This is a genomic window from Gemmatimonadaceae bacterium (assembly GCA_020852815.1).
Taxonomy (GTDB): Bacteria; Gemmatimonadota; Gemmatimonadetes; order Gemmatimonadales; family Gemmatimonadaceae; genus SCN-70-22.
Genome location: JADZAN010000004.1, coordinates 13343 through 30221, shown reverse-complemented (window position 1 = coordinate 30221; position 16879 = coordinate 13343). Strand labels below are relative to the sequence as shown.

Genomic DNA, 16879 nt, shown 5'->3' with positions numbered 1-16879 from the left:
CGGAGACCAGGGGAATTGGTCGATCGTTCGTTCATATCACGAAGTCTCGGGAAGTGCCCCCCGAGGCTGGAGTGCTGAAGTAGGGAGAATGGGCGCAAGAATGCACGCCAAAATGGTCGGTGAAATCACCGCACACCGACTGCCGAGAGACGAGTGGCGCGGGACCCGGGTTACGCGTCGGTCGCAGGGCATCTCCAGTGGGCTCACGGGTGGCGGAATCGGGGCGGGAATCGCCATCTCCGTGGCTCGCATTCGGGCGAATGGCGTCCGCGCCACACCGCAGACGGTCAGTCCCCCAGGCGATAGTATTGCCAGAGAGAAATGCGACGGATCCCGACGTTGTCTGCGTCGGTGCGGCCCCGTCGCCCGCGCCAAATGCTCCGGGCCCGCGATGCTGCGACTCGTCACCGCTCCCCACCTCACCCCGCTCCTCGACGACCTCGCCGACGAGATGGCGCGCTCGCCTCTCCCCCCGCGGGAGGACGAGGTGATCGTGGTACAGTCGCAGGGGATGCGCCGGTGGGTCACGTTGCAGCTGGCCGACCGGTTCGGTTGTGCGGGCGGGGTGGAGCTGCCGTTCCCCACGACCTTCGTGCGCGACCTGGCGCGCACGGTGCTGGGCGAACACGGGGGGCGGGACCAGCACGACCCCTTCGCGCGCGACGTGCTCACCTGGCGCATCGATGCGCTGCTGGACCGCGTGCGAACGAGCGCCGCACCCGCCTTCGCCCCACTGCGAACGTACCTCGCCGGCGCCGACCAGCGCACGCGCTTCGGTCTTGCCGCCCAGGTCGCGGCCCGCTTTGACGATTACCAGATGTTCCGTTCCGATATCCTCGCGCGCTGGGATGCCGGCGACGACGACGGGGTGGCCAACGGGCGCTGGCAGGGGGCGTTGTGGCGGATGCTGCGCGAGGAGAGCGGGTCGGACGCCCCCCACACCGGGACGCGACTGCAGCGACTGATCGACACGTTGGCCGCGCCGTCACTTGGTGATGGAGGGGGGCGCCTCATCCCTTCGCGGGTGACGGTATTCGGCGTGAGCGCGCTGCCGCCGCTCTTCATCGACCTCCTGGCCGCGCTGGCGCGCCACGTCCCGGTGCGCGTCTACACGGCTGCGCTGGGCCATGACACGTTGGGCCACGATGCGTTGCATCCGCTGGCCGCCGCCTACGGGGCACAGTCGCGCGAGTTCGCGGCGTTGCTCGAGGCACGGGGGGCGGCGGTGGACCGGCTGGGAACTACCCCGTCAGGTGCATCGCTCCTGCGCGCCTTGCAGCGTGAGCTTGCGGCTGGCGACGCCGGGACGGCGCCGCTGGTGCTGTCGCTGGGCGACGACTCGCTGCGCATCCACGACGCGCACGGCGAGCTGCGCCAGCTCGAGGTGGTGCGCGACCAGCTGTTGGCAGCGTTGGCCGCCGACGCAACGCTGCGCCCGCACGACATCCTCCTGCTCGTCCCCGACGCGGCGGCGTGGGCCCCGGCGGTCGACGCGGTCTTCGGCGTGTCAGCGCACGAGGCGCCGCGCATCCCCTATCGCGTGGCCGACCGCCCCCTGCGCCGCGCGCAGCCGGCCGCCGAGGCGTTCGCACGACTGCTCGCGCTGGAAGGGGGGCGCCTGGAACGCAGCGCGGTGTTAGGCCTCCTCTCGCTCCCACTCGTCAGGCAGGGCGCTGGGCTCGCCGCGGGGGACGTGGACTGGATCGAGACGGTGCTGGAACGCGCCAACATCCGCTGGGGTTACGACGGCGACGCGCGCGCGCGACTCGGCTTCCCGCACTATGAAGACGCGAGCTGGCGCGCCGGACTCGATCGGTTGCTGCTGGGGATTGCCGTGGGGCGCATCGATGACGAGGTCCTCTCGCTCCTCCCCGAGGCCGGCGACCTGCTGGGCGAACCGGAGCTGCTGGCAGACCTTGCGCGCTGGGTCGACGACCTCGCGGACACGCTGGCGCTGTGGCGCAACGACCAGACGCTGGCTGACTGGGCGGCGACGCTGCTCGGCGCGGTGGAGCGCTTTCTTGCGGCTGACGACTCCAACGAACAGCAGATGGTGGGTGCGGTGGCGGCCAACATCCGGCGGCTGGTGACGCTGGGCGAGATGGCGGGGTACGACAAGACCGTCCCCTTCGCCGTGGTGCGCGACTGGCTCGAGACGGAGCTCGACGACGAGGGGTTCGGGACGGGCTTCCTGCAGGGCGGGATGACGGTCGCCGCGCTCAAGCCGATGCGCTCGCTCCCCTTCCGCGTGATCGCGATGGTGGGATTGGACGACGGCGTATTCCCGCGACGCGACCGGCGCTCGGCCTTCGACCTGCTGGAACAGGAGCGGCGCCCGGGCGACCGCGACCTGCGCAGCGACGACCGGCAGCTCTTCCTCGACACGCTCATGGCGGCGGGCGATCGCCTCATCCTGGCCTATGCCGGGCGTGCCGTCAGCGACAACTCGGTGCGGGCGCCGAGTGTCGTGCTCGACGAACTGCTCGACCATGTGGGGCGGCGTGCGGTGCGCGTGCCGGCGGATGAAGACGATGACGTGGCGCGATGCGCCCTCGTCGTGCGGCACCCGTTGCAGCCGTTCTCCGCGGAGTACTTCGGGGCGGGGAACGACCCGCGCCTCTTCTCCTACTCGCGGGAACAGGCCGGGGCGGCGCGCGCGCTGGCCAACCGTCTGGAGGAGGAACCCCCCTTCGTGGTCGGAGAAATCGAAGCGGTGGATGGGGAAGGGGATGCGCCGTTTCTCCTCACGCTCAAGGATCTCACCGACTGCTGGTCCAATCCGTCGAAGTTCTTCTGCACGCGAACGCTGCGCGTCTTCCTCGGCCACGAACTCGACGAGGGGGCCGATGAGGAACGGTTCGCGCTGGACCACATGGAGCAAGGGGGGATCAGGTCGCGCATGCTCGCCGCGGCGCTGGCGGGGACGCGCGACGATGCGGGCCAACAGCGGCGCCTGATTGCCGACGGGTCGCTCCCGCCTAACGAACTGGGGAAGGCGTGGCACGATTCGTTGTCGAAGCAGGTGGCGCTGGTGATGGCGGTCGTCCCTGGCGACGTCGCGGCGGCCACCATTCCCGTCACCATCGAGGGCAATGGCTGGCGGTTGACGGGACGCATCAACGGCGTGCGCGGCGGCGTGCGCTACGCCGTGCGCGCGGGGTCTCGCCGGTCCGAGCACGTGATGCGCGCCTGGGTCGAGCACCTGGCGATGCTCGCGGCGCGCGCGCAGGGCGAGGTGAAGCTCCCCGAGACGACCGTGATGGTGTGGCGTGACGCGGACAAGGCACGCACGGAGACGTTTGGCCCCGTCCCGGCGGCGCCGGAGAAGCTCGCGGCGCTGGTGGCGGCGGCGCGCGAGGGGCTGCGGCGCCCGCTCCCGTTCTTTGCCCAGGCGGGAGAGGCGTGGGCCCAGGCCACCTACGTGCAACCGGCGAGCCCCAAGGCGAAGGGGAAGAAGGGGAGCAGCGCGACGGCCAAGGCGCCGCCGGAACCGAAGGACCCGCGCAGTGAGGCCTCGCGCAAGTACGACGCGCAACCGAACGACCACACCCCCAGTGGCGATGCGCACGACGACTACGTCGCCCTTTGCTTCCGCGGCATCGACCCGATGGAGGAGAGCTGGGACGAGTTCGAATCGCTCGCGCGGCGGCTGTTCGATGGGTGGGACGAGGCACACGGAGGGGAGGGATGACGCCTAACGCGCCCGCGCCGTTCCGCGCGCTCGACGTCTCGCTCGATCCCGGCATCACGCTCGTGGAGGCCAGCGCCGGGACGGGGAAGACATTCGCCATCACGCGCCTCCTCCTTCGCCTCCTCCTGGAACGCAAGGTCGAATCGCTCGCGCGCATCCTCGTCGTCACCTTCACCGAGAAGGCGACGCAGGAGCTGGTCACGCGCATTCGCACCACGCTGCGTGAAGCCGAGCAGGTGTGGAGCAACTCGCCCCCCGAGCGCACGGCCCGCAACGGCGACCTGTTCGCGCTCGCGGAGGAGCACGGCGCCGACGGTGGCGCGATCATCGCCGCGGCGCTGCGTTCGCTCGATGATCTCGCGGTCTTCACCATCCACGGCTTCTGCCAGCGCGTGCTGGGCGAGAGCGCGCTCGAATCGCGCATCCCCTTCCGCACGACCTTCATCGAGGACGATACCGAGCCGTTCGGCCGCGCGGCGCGCGACTGGGCGCGCAAGCGATTGATCAACGACGCCGCCGATGCAACGCTCGTCGTCGACAGCGGCAAGCCGTTCGAGGGGTGGGTGAAGAGCCTGGTGATCCCGTATCGTCGCCACGAGAGGACGCGCATCGCGCTCGATGCGGCCGATGGCGCGCAGGGGTTGCTGGCGCACTTCACCTCGGTGGTGCACGAGTCGTTCGAGGAGGAAAAGCGGCGCCGCCACCTGCGCGGGTTCGACGACTTGCTGCGCACCGTCAAGGATGTCCTCATCGAGGAGGGGAGCGACGGCCCACTGGCGCAGCGTATCCGCGCGCGCTTCGGGGCGGCGCTCATCGACGAGTTCCAGGACACCGACCGCACGCAGTATCCGATCTTCTCCACGGCGTTCGCGGGGTGTCCGCTCTTCCTCATCGGCGATCCCAAGCAGTCGATCTACCGCTTTCGCGGGGCCGACATCCGGGCCTACCTCCGCGCAGCGAGTGAAGCGTCGCGCCGCTTCACGCTGTTGGAGAACTACCGCTCCAGCGATGCCTACGTGCGTGCTGTGGAGGCGTTGTTCACGCGGATGCCGTTGCCGTTCGGGGTGAGCGAGGACGAGATCGACTTCCCGCGCGTGACGGCGGCCACGACGCCGGAACCGCCGGGGACCATGGCGGGCGACGGTCGCGCGGCGCTGGAGTGGTGGTGGGTCGACGGGAGCCATCGAAGTCGCGGCATTGTCTCGAAGGAGGCAGCCGCAGAGATGATCAATGACGAGATCGCGCACGAGATCGTGCAGCTGCAACAGCGTGGCGTGCCATACGGCAGGATGGCGGTGCTGGTGCGCTACAATCGCAGCGCACGCGCCCTCAAGCGCGTGCTGGACCGCGCGCGCATCCCGGCGGTGATCGGCGCCGACGACGACGTGCTGCAATCGGACGAAGCCAACGAGATCGTGCGCCTGGCGACGGCCATGGCCGACCCCGGCGACGGCGGGGCGGTTCGCTCGGCGCTGGCGACGCGCCTGTGGGGGAGCGATGCGCGCGAGGTCGCGTCGATGCTGCGTCCGGAGCAGGAGGGGGCGTGGCAGGGGCTCGTGGAGCGCCTGACGGCGGCGCGCGAGTCGTGGCGCTCGCGCGGTTTCGCGGTGGCGATGAGCGAGCTGCTGGCGGAGCGTGACATGACGGCGCGCCTCCTCGCCCTCCCCGACGGTGAGCGCCGCATGACCAACGTGCGGCACGTGATCGAGCTGCTGCACGATGAGTGGGCCGAAGCGGCCGTCCCCCCCGAGGGGTTCGCGGCGTGGATGGCGCGCGAGCGCACCGTCCCCAACACTCCGTTGCGCCGCGAACTGCGACTGGAGACCGACAGCGCCGCCGTGCAGCTCCTCACCGTGCACAAGGCCAAGGGGCTCGAGTTCGACGTCGTCTTCTGCCCCGAGCTGTGGGACCGCAAGGCGGAGAAGGCGGTCGCCTTCAAGGTGATTCCGGCCAACGTGGTGGAGGGAGAAGAAGGGATCCTCGACCTTGGCGGCACCGAGCACGACGCGCGGCTGAAGGCGCAGGCGCGGGAGATGGACGAGGAGGAGTTGCGCCTGACGTACGTGGCGCTGACGCGCGCCATTCATCGCTGCTACGTGGTGTTTGGGGAGATCGGGAAGCCGGGAAAAGCTTCGGTGCATGCGTCGCTGGCGAGCGAGTCGGCGCTCGGCTGGCTGTTGCGCGATGCGGAGAGTGGGACGGCCAGCCGTGCCACGCTGCAGGCGATGGTGTCGGCGAGCGGCGGGACGATGGCGATGCGCGAGGTGGGGCATACGGTGTGGAATGCCGTGGCGCCGGCGCTGCCGCCGGTCGCCACGGTCCCCAGGCCGCGCACGTTGCAGCTGGCGCGTGGCCAGCTCGCCACGTGGCAACTCACGTCGTTCACCGCCCTCGTGGCCGACACCCACAGCGAGGAGGGGCGCGACGTGGCCGATCCGCTCCTGTTGCGCAGCGAGCCCCACGAGCGGCGCGCGACAGTCGGCTTCCGCGCCTTCCCCGCCGGGCGCGTGGGCGGCATCGCGCTGCACGACGTCTTCGAGTCGCTCGACTTCTCCCGCCCCCTGGAGCCGCGCAGCCGCGAGATGGTGCAGCGCACGCTGGGGCGCCACGGCATCCTGGACGACGTGGACACGGCCGAGCAGCGCGTGGATGACGTGATGGGGATGCTCGACACCGTCTGCCGCGCCCCCGTGCCCGGTGGCGGCTTCTCGCTCGCCGAGATTCCGTTGCGCGCCGGCGTGCGCGAGTGGCGCTTCGACCTCTCCGTGGCGTCGGCGTCGGTCCGCCGGATCGCCGACGCGCTGGCACTGCACGGAAGCGCGCACGCGCGCGCCTATGTTCCATTCCTGCGCACGCTGCGAGATTCCGCCGTCGGCGGCTACCTGAGCGGGGTGATCGACCTGGCCTTCGAGCGCGATGGGCAGTGGTGGGTGATGGACTGGAAGTCGAACCACCCTGGCGACGACGATGACGACTACGCCCCCGCGGCGCTCTCCAACGCGATGATGCAGGCGCACTATACCTTGCAGTATCACCTGTATTGCCTGGCGCTGCACCGGCACCTGCGAGTGCGGCAGCGTGACTACGATCCGTCGCGGCACTGGGGAGGGGTGGCGTACGTCTTCCTGCGCGGCGTGGACGGCGCCTCGGACCGCGGGTGGTTCCGCGATGCACCCACCCCCGCGCTGCTCGACGCACTGGACATCGCGCTGGGGAGGCGGGCGTGACGTCGCGTGAGGTGGTGGGCGCAACGCCCGGTGCGTCGGAGGGGATGGACGGCATCGATGGGACGGTGGCGTCGTTCGAGGTGCGCGACCTGCTGGCGGCGCTTCACTCGGAGCGGGCGCTGGAGTCGATCGACGTGCAGCTGGCGGAAATGTGCGTGCGCCGCGGCGAGGTGGGAGACGAGGCGCTCGCCGTCGCGCTGGCCGCGGCGCTGGTTTCGCGCGCGCGGCGCGAGGGGCACAGCGCGCTCACGCTCGAGCAACTCGCGCGTCAGGCGCGCGCGGCGGTGCGCCTGGTCGCCGCGGCGGTGGAGGCAGCCGGCGCGCCCGTCCCCGAAGGGCTGCCGGACGGCGACGATGCGTGGTGGGGTGACGTGCTGGCGCGCTCACGTGTGGTGAGCGATGGCGTCACGCCGCCCGTGGTCCCACTCGTCCTGCGCGATGGCGTCGTGCAATTCCGCCGCTACTTCGACGCGGAGCGGCGCATCGCGCAGCACGTGCAACGACTGGTGGCGCTGGGGGCCGAGCGCGGGGCCGATGCCTTCTCCATCATCACCGGCGGGCCCGGCACGGGAAAGACGACGCGCGTGGCGGAGATGCTGGTGGATTGGGCGCGCCAGGGGCGCGGGATGCGCGTTGCCCTCGCCGCGCCCACCGGAAAGGCGGCGGCGCGCCTCACCGACTCCATTCGCCAGCGACTCGACGCCATCGAACGCGAAACGGGGACGCGCGCCCCGTTTCCCGGCGAGGCGCGCACGCTCCACCGCTTGTTAGGCTATCACCCGCAGCACGACACCTTCCGCTTCAACGCCAACGACCCGCTCGATGACGACCTGGTGATCGTCGACGAGGCGTCGATGGTGGATGTGCTCCTCCTCGACGCGCTCCTGCGCGCCCTCAAGTCCGGCGCCCGCCTCATGCTCGTCGGCGACCACAACCAGCTGGCCTCGGTCGACGCAGGCGACGTGCTCGGCGCCCTCTGCCGCGCGGCGTTCGCCGAGCCGGAGGGGAGCGCGCTGCGGCACTCGGTCGACCTCCTCACGCACTCCTGGCGCTTCGAGCGGCACCCCGCCATCGGGATGCTCGCCGCGTCGATCCTGGCTGGCGATGCCGACCAGGTGCTGCAGACGTTAGGCAGCGATGCGCATGCCGAGGCGCAGTGGCGCTCTCCCGCCGCCGACACCGATGCGCTGGTCGCGCCGCTGGTCCCCAACCTCGAGCGCTGCCTGGCGGCCACGACGTCCGGTGAACTGCTCCACGCGCTCGACGCCTTCCGCATCCTGGCCCCCGAGCGCGAGGGGCGCCTTGGCGTGAGCGGGATCAATGCCGCCGTGGAGCGCTGGCTCCTCACGCGCGGCCACTCGGTAAAGGATCACTGGTACCACCGGCGCCCGGTGCTGGTGACAGCCAACGACTACACGACTGGCGTGTTCAACGGCGACATCGGCGTGGTATGGCGCGACGACGAGCGCGGGCGCGCCATGGTACACTTCCGGGCCAACGATGGAACGATCCGCGGCGTCGCCCCCACGCGCCTTCCGGCGTGCGAGACGGCGTGGGCCATGACGGTACACAAGTCGCAGGGGTCGGAGTTCGACGACGTGATGGTCGTCGTTCCCGACTACGAGAGCCGCGTCATGAGTCGCGAGCTGCTCTACACGGCGGCCACGCGGGCGCGACAGAGCGTCACGCTCGTGGGAAGCCATGCCGCGATTCGCGCGGCGGTGGCGCGTACCACCGGGCGCACCAGCGGGTTGGAGGCGCGCATGGCTGACGCACGGCGCGCGAACCCGGTTCGCCAGCAGCCGGCGTGATTCTCGATGGAGGTGGGGCGGTGAACGACAGCACGACGCAACCGTCAGGAGACATGGACGCCGGCGAGGGGACCCCAAACCCGAAATTGCAGCGGTGGGTCGACCTCGTGGCATCGCTCCTCGCGCGCAAGTTCCCGGCAACGTTCACGCAACTGGCCGCCGACGTCCCGGCGTACGCCAACGAGCTGGCGGAGACCGAGCGCCTCCCGGCGGGGGCGGAGCGCACACGGCGTCGCGAATCGCTCAAGCGCGAGTTCGAGCGCGACAAGGACGAACTCAGGAAGTTCGGGATTCCGATCGTTCCCGTGGCCGATGAGGACGGCAACGCCGGCGGTGCGTATCGACTCGAGCGTCGCGACTTCTATCTCCCCTACCTCTGCTGTGCCGTTCCCGATGCCCCGGCCACCGCGCCGCCACGCGTCGACGCGTACGGCTATCACGCACTCGCGGCGCTGACGTTCGAGGCCGACGAACTGCAGGCGGTGGTGGACGCGGCGGCGCTCGTGCGAACCCTCGGCGACCCGATGCTGGCGCTGGAGGCCGAGGGGGCGATGCGCAAGCTGGCGATCGACCTTCCCCTCGACGCCATGGCGCCCTCGGCTGGCGAGCCGCACATCGTGGCAGCGCGCACCCGCCCCGACGCCGCGACGTTCGAGGCGTTAGGCGATGCGCTGCGCCGCCGCAAGCGCGTGTCGTTCGAGTACCACGCCATGAGCACCGACCGCGCCGAGCGCCGCACGGTGGAGCCATACGGGCTCTTCTTCCTCAGCGGTCACTGGTACCTCGCGGCGCGTGACTGCGGTCGCCAGGAGTTGCGCAACTTCCGCCTCAACCGGATGTCGGCCGTGTCGGTGAACGGCCAGCGCACGCAGCGCGCCGACTACGAGATCCCGGCAACGTTCCGCCTGCGTGACCATGGCCGCTCGCGCCATGCCTGGGAGCTGGGGGACGGCGACGCGTTGACCGTGGACGTCGCTTTTCGCGGTGAATCTGGGCCGACCGTGGCGGCGATGAAGCTGGGGAGTGACGTTCCGGGGGCGGGCGACCAGCGTCGCTTCACCGTGCGGCGCGCCGACGTCTTCGCGCGCTGGCTCCTGTCGTTTGGCGGCGAGCTCGCGCCAGTTGCCCCCGCATCGATGGTCGAGGCGTTCCGCACGCTGGCGCGCGAGACGTGCACGCTGTATGGGCGTCCCTCGCCGGACCCGCTCCCCGCGCCGACAGCGATGCCGCCAGCCGCAACTCCACGCCGCGCCCGCGCCGTCGAGCCGTGGAGCGCCACCGGGGCCGTGGCGCAGTTTCGGCGCATCCTCCTCCTCGTGCCGCAGATTGCCAACGGCGAGGAACATGACGTCGAGGAGGTTGCACGCCGCATCGGGACCACGGTCGCGGTGCTGCAGAAGGACCTCTTCTCGCTCGTGACGCGCTACGATGCACCTGCCGGCTTCGTGGATGGCGTGTCGGCATATGTCGAGAATGGGCGCGTGTCGGCTCGCTCCGATCACTTCCTGCGCCCCATGCGCCTCACCGTGCCCGAGCTGTGTGCCCTCGAGCTGGGGCTCGCCGTGTTGCGCACGCAGCGCCCGCCTGACGAGCGCGGCGCGCTGGACCGCGCGCGCGATCGGCTGCGCCAGGTGATCGCCAAGCTTCCCTCGGACACCATTCCCGATGGCGTGCACGGCGCGTCGCTCGGCGAGGCCACGCACACCGAGCACCTGGCGGCGTTGCGGCGCGCCATGCGCGACCAGCGCACGCTCCGCCTCGTGTACCGCAGGTCGGGGAGCGAGACACCCGGCCAGCGCGTGATTCACCCGTACATGTTCGTGGCCAGCAGCGGGATGCTGTACGCGATTGCCCACTGCGAGACGTCGAACGCCATCCGGGTCTTCCGCCTCGATCGCATCGAATCGGCGATGGTGGGCGACGAGACGTTCGAGCGCCCGCGGGAGATCGATGTCGGGCGCGTCCTGCAGGACGGGCGTGTCCTGCAGCACGACGGCATGCGGACGATGCGCATCCGGTACTCGCCGCGCATCGCGCGCTGGATCGCCGAGCGCGAACGGCGCGTGCTTGCAGCCGACGAGTCGCTCGTGATGGACCACCCGCTGGCCGACGAGGCGTGGGGCATTCGCCACGTGCTGCAGTACGGCCCCGACGCGGAACTGCTTGCGCCGGCCGCCATGCGTGACATGCTGCGCCAGCGCCTGTCGGCACTCACGGAATCGTGATGGTCCCGGTGGCCTGCGCCGACTTGTACACCGCGCCCGCCACCGCCTTGACGTCGCAGTATCCCACCTGCATGCAGAAGACCTCCTCGGTCGACCCTGGGTCGCCTTCACCGCCCGTAAAGGTCCAGCGCACCCCGGCGCCCCGCCGCAGGTTCCAGAAGGCGGTGAAGCCCACGGCCGCCGTGAGGTCGGGAACGGCAACGTCGTAGGCGCTCCCGGCGCCTAACGCGCCCCGCGAGGCGACGATCATGATGGCGCGCGGGTCGGCGATGGTCTCGCGCAGGTACAGCGAGGCGCGGGCCGTGTAGTCAGCGCCCAGCGTCCCCGTGGCGCGCACCAGCCACGGCGCCACGGCGCCGCTCCCGCCAGCGATCGATGGCGCCGACAGCGCGGGGCCGAAGTCGAGCGTGCGATTGGAGACCTGCGCGGCGTAGGCGATCACGGCGCGGCGGGCGCTCGTGTTGCCGGTGGTCGCCACCAGTTGGTGCAGGTCCGTTGGCTGCAATTGCGCGTTGGGGACTCCGTACCAGGTGCGGCTGGTGGTGCTGTATCCGGCAGAGGCGTGGAACATGGCGTTCAGCCCCTGCGCCGTGAGGAAGTTGGAGATGAAGCTGAACGTCTCCCCGTTCGTGTTCCCCATCGCCACGCTCCCCGTGGCGGGCGTCATCCCGTCCGTGGCGAAGGAGAGCGCCGGGAGCCCAGTCCCCGACGCGGGGTCCAGCGCGCGCTTGAGGATGAACTGCTGCGTCACGATGGGGACGCTCCCCCCCGCGCTGAAGCTGGAGCGCGTCACGAACAGGTCAAACGCCCCGGGCTGGAGGTTCTGCGCCGTCAGTGTCGTGGTGGCGAGTCCGGTGCTCCCCGGGTTCACGATGGCGTAGTTGCTCGCCGATCCCACGACCGCATCAAACGATTGGTAGCCGGTGAGCGAGCCGGAGGCGCTGCGCGTGCTGGAGTCGGGGTGCCGGACACACTCCGCCGCGGCACGATCGGCCACCTCCTGCGCCGTGAGGTAGTACACGTCCCATCGAAAGCCCTGGATGAGGGGCGAGGCGCTCGTCTTCTCGCCCAGCGAGACCATGGCCACCGCCGCCGTTGGTTGCGAGAGCGAGAAGGAGTAGATCGTCGGATCGGCACGCGTGGCCGCCGCTGGCCCCGATGGCACGATGTGCCGCCAGGCCCCGTTGCCGTCGCGGACGGCGAAGTAGCGCGGGACGCGGCTGGCGGAGCAGAACTTCCACTGGATGCTCCCGCTGCTCGGCGGCGAGACGCGAAGGCGCACCTGCGTCGTCTGCTCGGCGAAGCCGGGGGCGGTCACCTTCACCGTGACCGGATAGACGCCGGGCGCCGTGCCGCCAGCCGCAAGCGCGAACATGTTGGTCATCGTCTCGCCAGCAGCAATCGTCGACGGCGTGGGCGCGACGGCCGACCCCACCGCCCCCACGGGAGACGAGATCGACACCGTTACTGCACCGGCGAAGCCGTTGAGCCGCTGCACGGACACGACGCCATAGCCACTCCATCCATTGCCCGCGGGAAGCTCGAACTCCACCGGGTCCACGCCCATGGAGAATCCGATGGGAAGCGCGGCCGTGATGGTGAGCGTGAGGGCCAGCGTCTTGTCAGCGGCGCCGGGGGCGCTTGCCTTCACGGTGACCGGATACGTGCCGGGTGTCACCGACGCGCCCACGGTGAGGGTGAGCGCCGAGCTGTTCGCCGTCGTTGGTGAGGGGTTGAAGCTCCCGGTGATCCCGGCCGGTGGGTTGTCGAGCGCCAGCGTCACGGCGCCGGTGTAGCCGGCGGAGCGTCCAATCGAGATCGTCGAACTTCCCGTGGCCCCGGCGACGATGGTGAGTGCGGTCGGCGTCGCGAGGATGGTGATGGCCGGCTGCACGATGACGAGTTGTATCGTCCCCGTCTGCGTCGTGACCCCGCTGCCGGAGGCAGAGACGGTGAGCGTCGCGTTCCCCGCGACGGCGCTGGTGGCGGCCGACAGGGTGAGCACCGACGAGGTCTGCGTCCCGTCGAGCGACGACGGCGCAAACGTTCCGGTGACTCCCGCCGGGAGCCCACTGACCGAGAGCGAGACCGTGCCGTTGAAGCTCCCGCCGCGCGAGATGGTGACCGACATCGTCGCGCTTCCTCCGACGGTGAGCGAGGCGGCGCCCGAGGGGATGGTGAGGGCGAGCGTCCCAGTCGGGGGTGGTGGATTGGTGGTGCCGCCATTGCCGTCGCCTCCACCGCCGCCGCACGCGGCCAGGAGGGCGAGCGCGGCCAGCCACTGGCGACGATTGCGCGCAGACGGAGCGTGGAGGTGCGAGCGAAGGGAAGGCATGGCGGCGGCGAGAGCGGGGGGACGGGCGGGAGGGCTCTCTCCATTGCGCAGACCAGCGCTGCCAGCAATCACGCGCTGCATCCGGCCTCTGGCGTTCCACTGGGCACCACGCGAGGTTGGGGCTTCGGGCATGGACGCCTGACCGTCGCGTGCGCCGTCGACACCTCGCCCCCCGCCTCGCACTGTCTCGCCCCCCTGATGATCGATCGAGAGCGCCCGGACGGTTCGTCTCCGTCGCCGTCATCCGACCCTTTGGCGGAGGCGACTCGCGTCGTCTCGGACGAGGATCGCCGGGCGCTCGATGCCGTCTTCAGCGAGGCGTACGAAGAGCTGCGCCGGCTGGCCACGCGCGTTCGTGAGGGAGACCCCAGCGCGACGCTGAGTCCAACGGCGCTGGTGAACGAGGCGTGGCTCAAGCTCGCCGACTCGCCGCACGTCGCGCGCACGTCTCGCCTGCACTTCCGGCGCATCGCCGCCCGCGCCATGCGACAAGTGCTGATCGAGGCGGCTCGCCGGCGGAAGGCCGAGAAGCGCGGCGGTGGCAGCGCCTTTGTCACCTTCGAGGATTCGATGGACGCCGCCGGGGTGATGCCGACCGCTGCCGACGAACTCCTCGCGCTCGACGAGGCGCTGGACCGGCTGGCGACGCTGAGCCCGCGGCAGTCCACGCTGGTGGAGGCGCGCTTCTTTGGCGGACTCGAACTCAAGGAAGCGGCTGCGCTGCTCGAGATCTCCGAGGCCACCGCCGTGCGCGACTGGCGCACCGCGCGCGCCTGGCTGGCCACCGAACTCCGCTCTGGTCGTTAGGCGCCGGCCGCGGCGCGGGAGGGACAATGGACGCTGAGCGCTGGCAGGTGGTCCAGGACCTCTTTCATCGCGTTGCCGACCTCGCCCCCGAGGAGCGGCAGCGAGTCCTCGACGAGGACTGTCGCGGCGACGACACGCTGCGAGCCGAAGTCGAGCGCCTGGTGGCGTCCGATGCCCAGAACCGGACGCTCCTCGACGCCGACGTCGCGCACGTCGTCCATTCCGTGATCGGCGGCGCCGACTCGGCGTCGCGCGTCCCCGACATCCGTTGCGGCCCTTATCGTCTGCTGCGGATGCTTGGGGAAGGGGGGATGGGCGTGGTCTATCTCGCCCGCCGCGACGACCTGGGGAGCGACGCCGCCGTGAAACTCCTGCGCGACGCCTGGGCATCCCCCGCGCGGCGCGAGCGCTTCGTCGCCGAACAACGCACGCTCGCGCAGCTCCACCACCCCGCCATTGCCCACCTCTACGACGCCGGCGCGCTCCCCGACGGGACGCCGTGGATCGCGATGGAGTTCGTCGAGGGGACGACGCTCACCGACCACTGTGCGCAGCACCGGCTCCCGCTGCGCGAGCGATTGCGGTTGCTGCGCGCCGTCGCCGAGGCAGTGCTGCACGCCCACCAGCAGCTCGTCATCCATCGCGACCTCAAGCCGTCCAACATCCTCGTACGCGTCGACGGGACGGTGAAGCTCGTCGACTTCGGGATCGCCAAGCAACTGGAGCCGGGCGATACGCCCGACGATGTGACGCGCACGGGGCTGCGCCTCATGACCCCGGCCTACGCGGCGCCCGAGCAGGTGCAAGGGATGCGCGTCGGCGTGCAGACCGACGTCTACTCGGTGGGCGTCCTGCTGTACGAACTCCTGACGGGCGTGCTCCCGTTCGACCTCGCGGGGCGCACCCCGCGTGAGGCAGAGGCGCTGATCACGGCCTCCGATCCCCTGCGCCCCTCGGCGCGCGCCCGCCTGAATGTGCACGGCAAGGAACGCGGCCACACCGCCGCGGCGCAGCCGCTCCCGCCGGTGGAGGCGCGCGACTCCGAATGGGACGATCTCGACGTTCTCGTCCTCACCGCGATGCACAAGGATCCGTCGCGGCGCTATCGCTCCATCGACGCCTTCCTGCGCGATCTCGATCACTTCCTGGCCGGTGAGCCGCTCGACGCGCGCGGCGACTCGCTCGGCTATCGCGCGGCCACCTTCGTCAGGCGCAACGCGCGCGGCGTCGCCGTGGCCGCGGCCGCCGTCGTGGCGATTGTCGCGCTCACGACGTTCTACACGATTCGACTGGCCCAGGCGCGCGACCGCGCCCTCGCCGAGTCGGTGCGCACGCAACGCATCCAGCGCTTCATCACCACGCTCTTCCAGGGGGGCGACGAGGCGGCCGGTCCCGCGGAAAGCCTGCGCGTGGCGACGCTGCTCGATCAGGGGGTGGTCGAGGCCCGCGCCCTCGACCTCGAACCGCGCGTGCAGGCCGACCTGTACGAGACGTTGGGCGGGATCTATGCCCAGATGGGCGTCCTCGATCGCGCCGACTCGCTCCTGGCCACGGGGCTCGCGCAGTGGCAGCGCATTGCCGGCGCGCGCAGCGAGGAGGCCGCGCGCGCCATGGTGCGCCTGGGCGACCTGCGCACCTCGCAGGCACGCTACGACGAGGGCGAGCGCCTGATCGGCGACGGCTTGCGCACGCTCCAAGGCGCCGGCGCCGACGATGGCGTCACGGTGCGCGATCCGGTGGTCGAGGCGCGCGTGGCGTTAGGCAGGGCCTTCACCGAGCGCGGTCAGCACGCCCGCGCCATTGCCACGCTCGACTCGCTGGTCACGTCGCTGCGACAGACGCGCGCTGAGCCCAACGTGGTGCATCAGGCACTCGGCGAACTGGCCAACGCGCACTTCTACGCCGGCAACTACGACAACGCCGACTCGCTCAATCGCCAGGTGCTCGCGCTCACGCGCACGCTCTTTGGCGCACGCCACCCGCGCGTGGCCGAGGACCTCATGAACCTCGGCGCCACCGAGCAGGAACGTGGCAACTACGCGGCGTCGGAATCGCTGTTCCGCCAGGCGCTCGACATCTCGACCGCATTCTATGGAAGCGAGCACTTTCGCACCGCGGGCAACCTCACCTACCTCGGGCGTGCGCTCCTCCTCCAGAACCGGTACGACGAAGCCCGCGTCCCCTTCGAGAAGGCGCTGGCCATCCGCGAGCGCGTCTTTGGCCCGTCGCATCCGTTCGTTGCCAACACGCTCAACGAACTGGGGAACCTGGCGCTGCGACAGGAACGCTACGACGACGCGGTGACGATCTTTACTCGCGTGCGCGACATCTACGCTCGCACCTATCCGGGGATGAACTTCCGCACCGGCGTGGCCACCGCCAACATGGCCGATGCGTACCTCTACCAGAAGAAGTACGCGCTGGCGGAGCCGATGTACCGGCAGGCACTGGAACACTACATCGCCTCGCAGGGGCCCGATCACCTCAACACGGGGATCGGCTACATCAAGTTGGGGCGCGTCCTGTTGCGCAGCGGGCGCTTTCGCGAGGCCATTCCCGAGACCGAGCGCGGCTACGGCATCGTGAAGAAGATCACCGCGCCTAACGTGAGCTTCCTGCAGGCGGCCCGCCTCGACCTGTCGCTGGCGCTCGACTCGTTAGGGCGGCACGACGAGGCGGTGAAGTGGCGCGCCGAGCGCGAACAGTTCCTCCCCAAGCCCACCAAGTGAAGGCCGACGACGCGCGCCCGGGGTGCCACCGTGCGCACCCCACCCCCCACCCCC

At 70.6% G+C, this 16879-nt stretch carries 7 protein-coding genes; 6 read left to right on the top strand and 1 reads right to left on the bottom strand.

Going from position 1 to position 16879, the window contains the following annotated elements:
• The first annotated feature begins 391 nt into the window (after positions 1-391).
• Genes IT359_03755 through IT359_03740 form a run of 4 tightly spaced genes read left to right on the top strand, consistent with a single transcriptional unit; the run spans position 392 to position 10954 of the window.
• A complete protein-coding gene (locus IT359_03755) occupies positions 392-3691 on the top strand; it encodes an exodeoxyribonuclease V subunit gamma (GenBank protein MCC6928088.1) in 3300 nt (1099 codons plus the stop codon).
• Positions 3688-6918: a UvrD-helicase domain-containing protein gene (locus IT359_03750; protein ID MCC6928087.1), complete on the top strand. Its 3231-nt coding sequence runs from the start codon at positions 3688-3690 to the stop codon at positions 6916-6918. The genes IT359_03755 and IT359_03750 overlap by 4 nt, the downstream gene beginning before the upstream one ends.
• On the top strand, positions 6915-8729 hold the full coding sequence (recD, locus tag IT359_03745) for an exodeoxyribonuclease V subunit alpha (protein ID MCC6928086.1): 1815 nt from the start codon (positions 6915-6917) through the stop codon (positions 8727-8729). The genes IT359_03750 and recD overlap by 4 nt, the downstream gene beginning before the upstream one ends.
• A gap of 20 nt (positions 8730-8749) precedes the next feature.
• On the top strand, positions 8750-10954 hold the full coding sequence (locus tag IT359_03740; GenBank protein ID MCC6928085.1) for a WYL domain-containing protein: 2205 nt from the start codon (positions 8750-8752) through the stop codon (positions 10952-10954).
• On the opposite strand, the gene IT359_03735 is transcribed toward IT359_03740, so the two are convergent.
• Positions 10941-13289 carry a hypothetical protein gene (locus IT359_03735; GenBank protein ID MCC6928084.1) on the bottom strand — a complete coding sequence of 783 codons (2349 nt, stop codon included), beginning with the start codon at positions 13287-13289 and terminating at the stop codon, positions 10941-10943. The two genes, IT359_03740 and IT359_03735, sit on opposite strands and share 14 nt — an antisense overlap.
• Before the next feature lie 198 nt (positions 13290-13487).
• Between IT359_03735 and IT359_03730 the strand changes: the two genes are divergently transcribed.
• Positions 13488-14096 carry a sigma-70 family RNA polymerase sigma factor gene (locus IT359_03730; protein ID MCC6928083.1) on the top strand — a complete coding sequence of 203 codons (609 nt, stop codon included), beginning with the start codon at positions 13488-13490 and terminating at the stop codon, positions 14094-14096.
• Positions 14097-14122: 26 nt separating this feature from the next.
• Positions 14123-16825 (top strand): serine/threonine protein kinase, encoded by a 2703-nt coding sequence (locus tag IT359_03725; GenBank protein ID MCC6928082.1) that lies wholly within the window; start codon positions 14123-14125, stop codon positions 16823-16825.
• The last annotated feature ends 54 nt before the right edge of the window (positions 16826-16879 follow it).

Bases quoted from the DNA above. Each gene is read 5' to 3' on its own strand.
- IT359_03755 (MCC6928088.1), top strand. From the start codon at position 392: ATGCTGCGACTCGTCACCGCTCCCCACCTCACCCCGCTCCTCGACGAC.
- IT359_03750 (MCC6928087.1), top strand. From the start codon at position 3,688: ATGACGCCTAACGCGCCCGCGCCGTTCCGCGCGCTCGACGTCTCGCTC.
- IT359_03735 (MCC6928084.1), bottom strand. From the start codon at position 13,289: ATGCCTTCCCTTCGCTCGCACCTCCACGCTCCGTCTGCGCGCAATCGT.
- IT359_03730 (MCC6928083.1), top strand. From the start codon at position 13,488: ATGATCGATCGAGAGCGCCCGGACGGTTCGTCTCCGTCGCCGTCATCC.
- IT359_03725 (MCC6928082.1), top strand. From the start codon at position 14,123: ATGGACGCTGAGCGCTGGCAGGTGGTCCAGGACCTCTTTCATCGCGTT.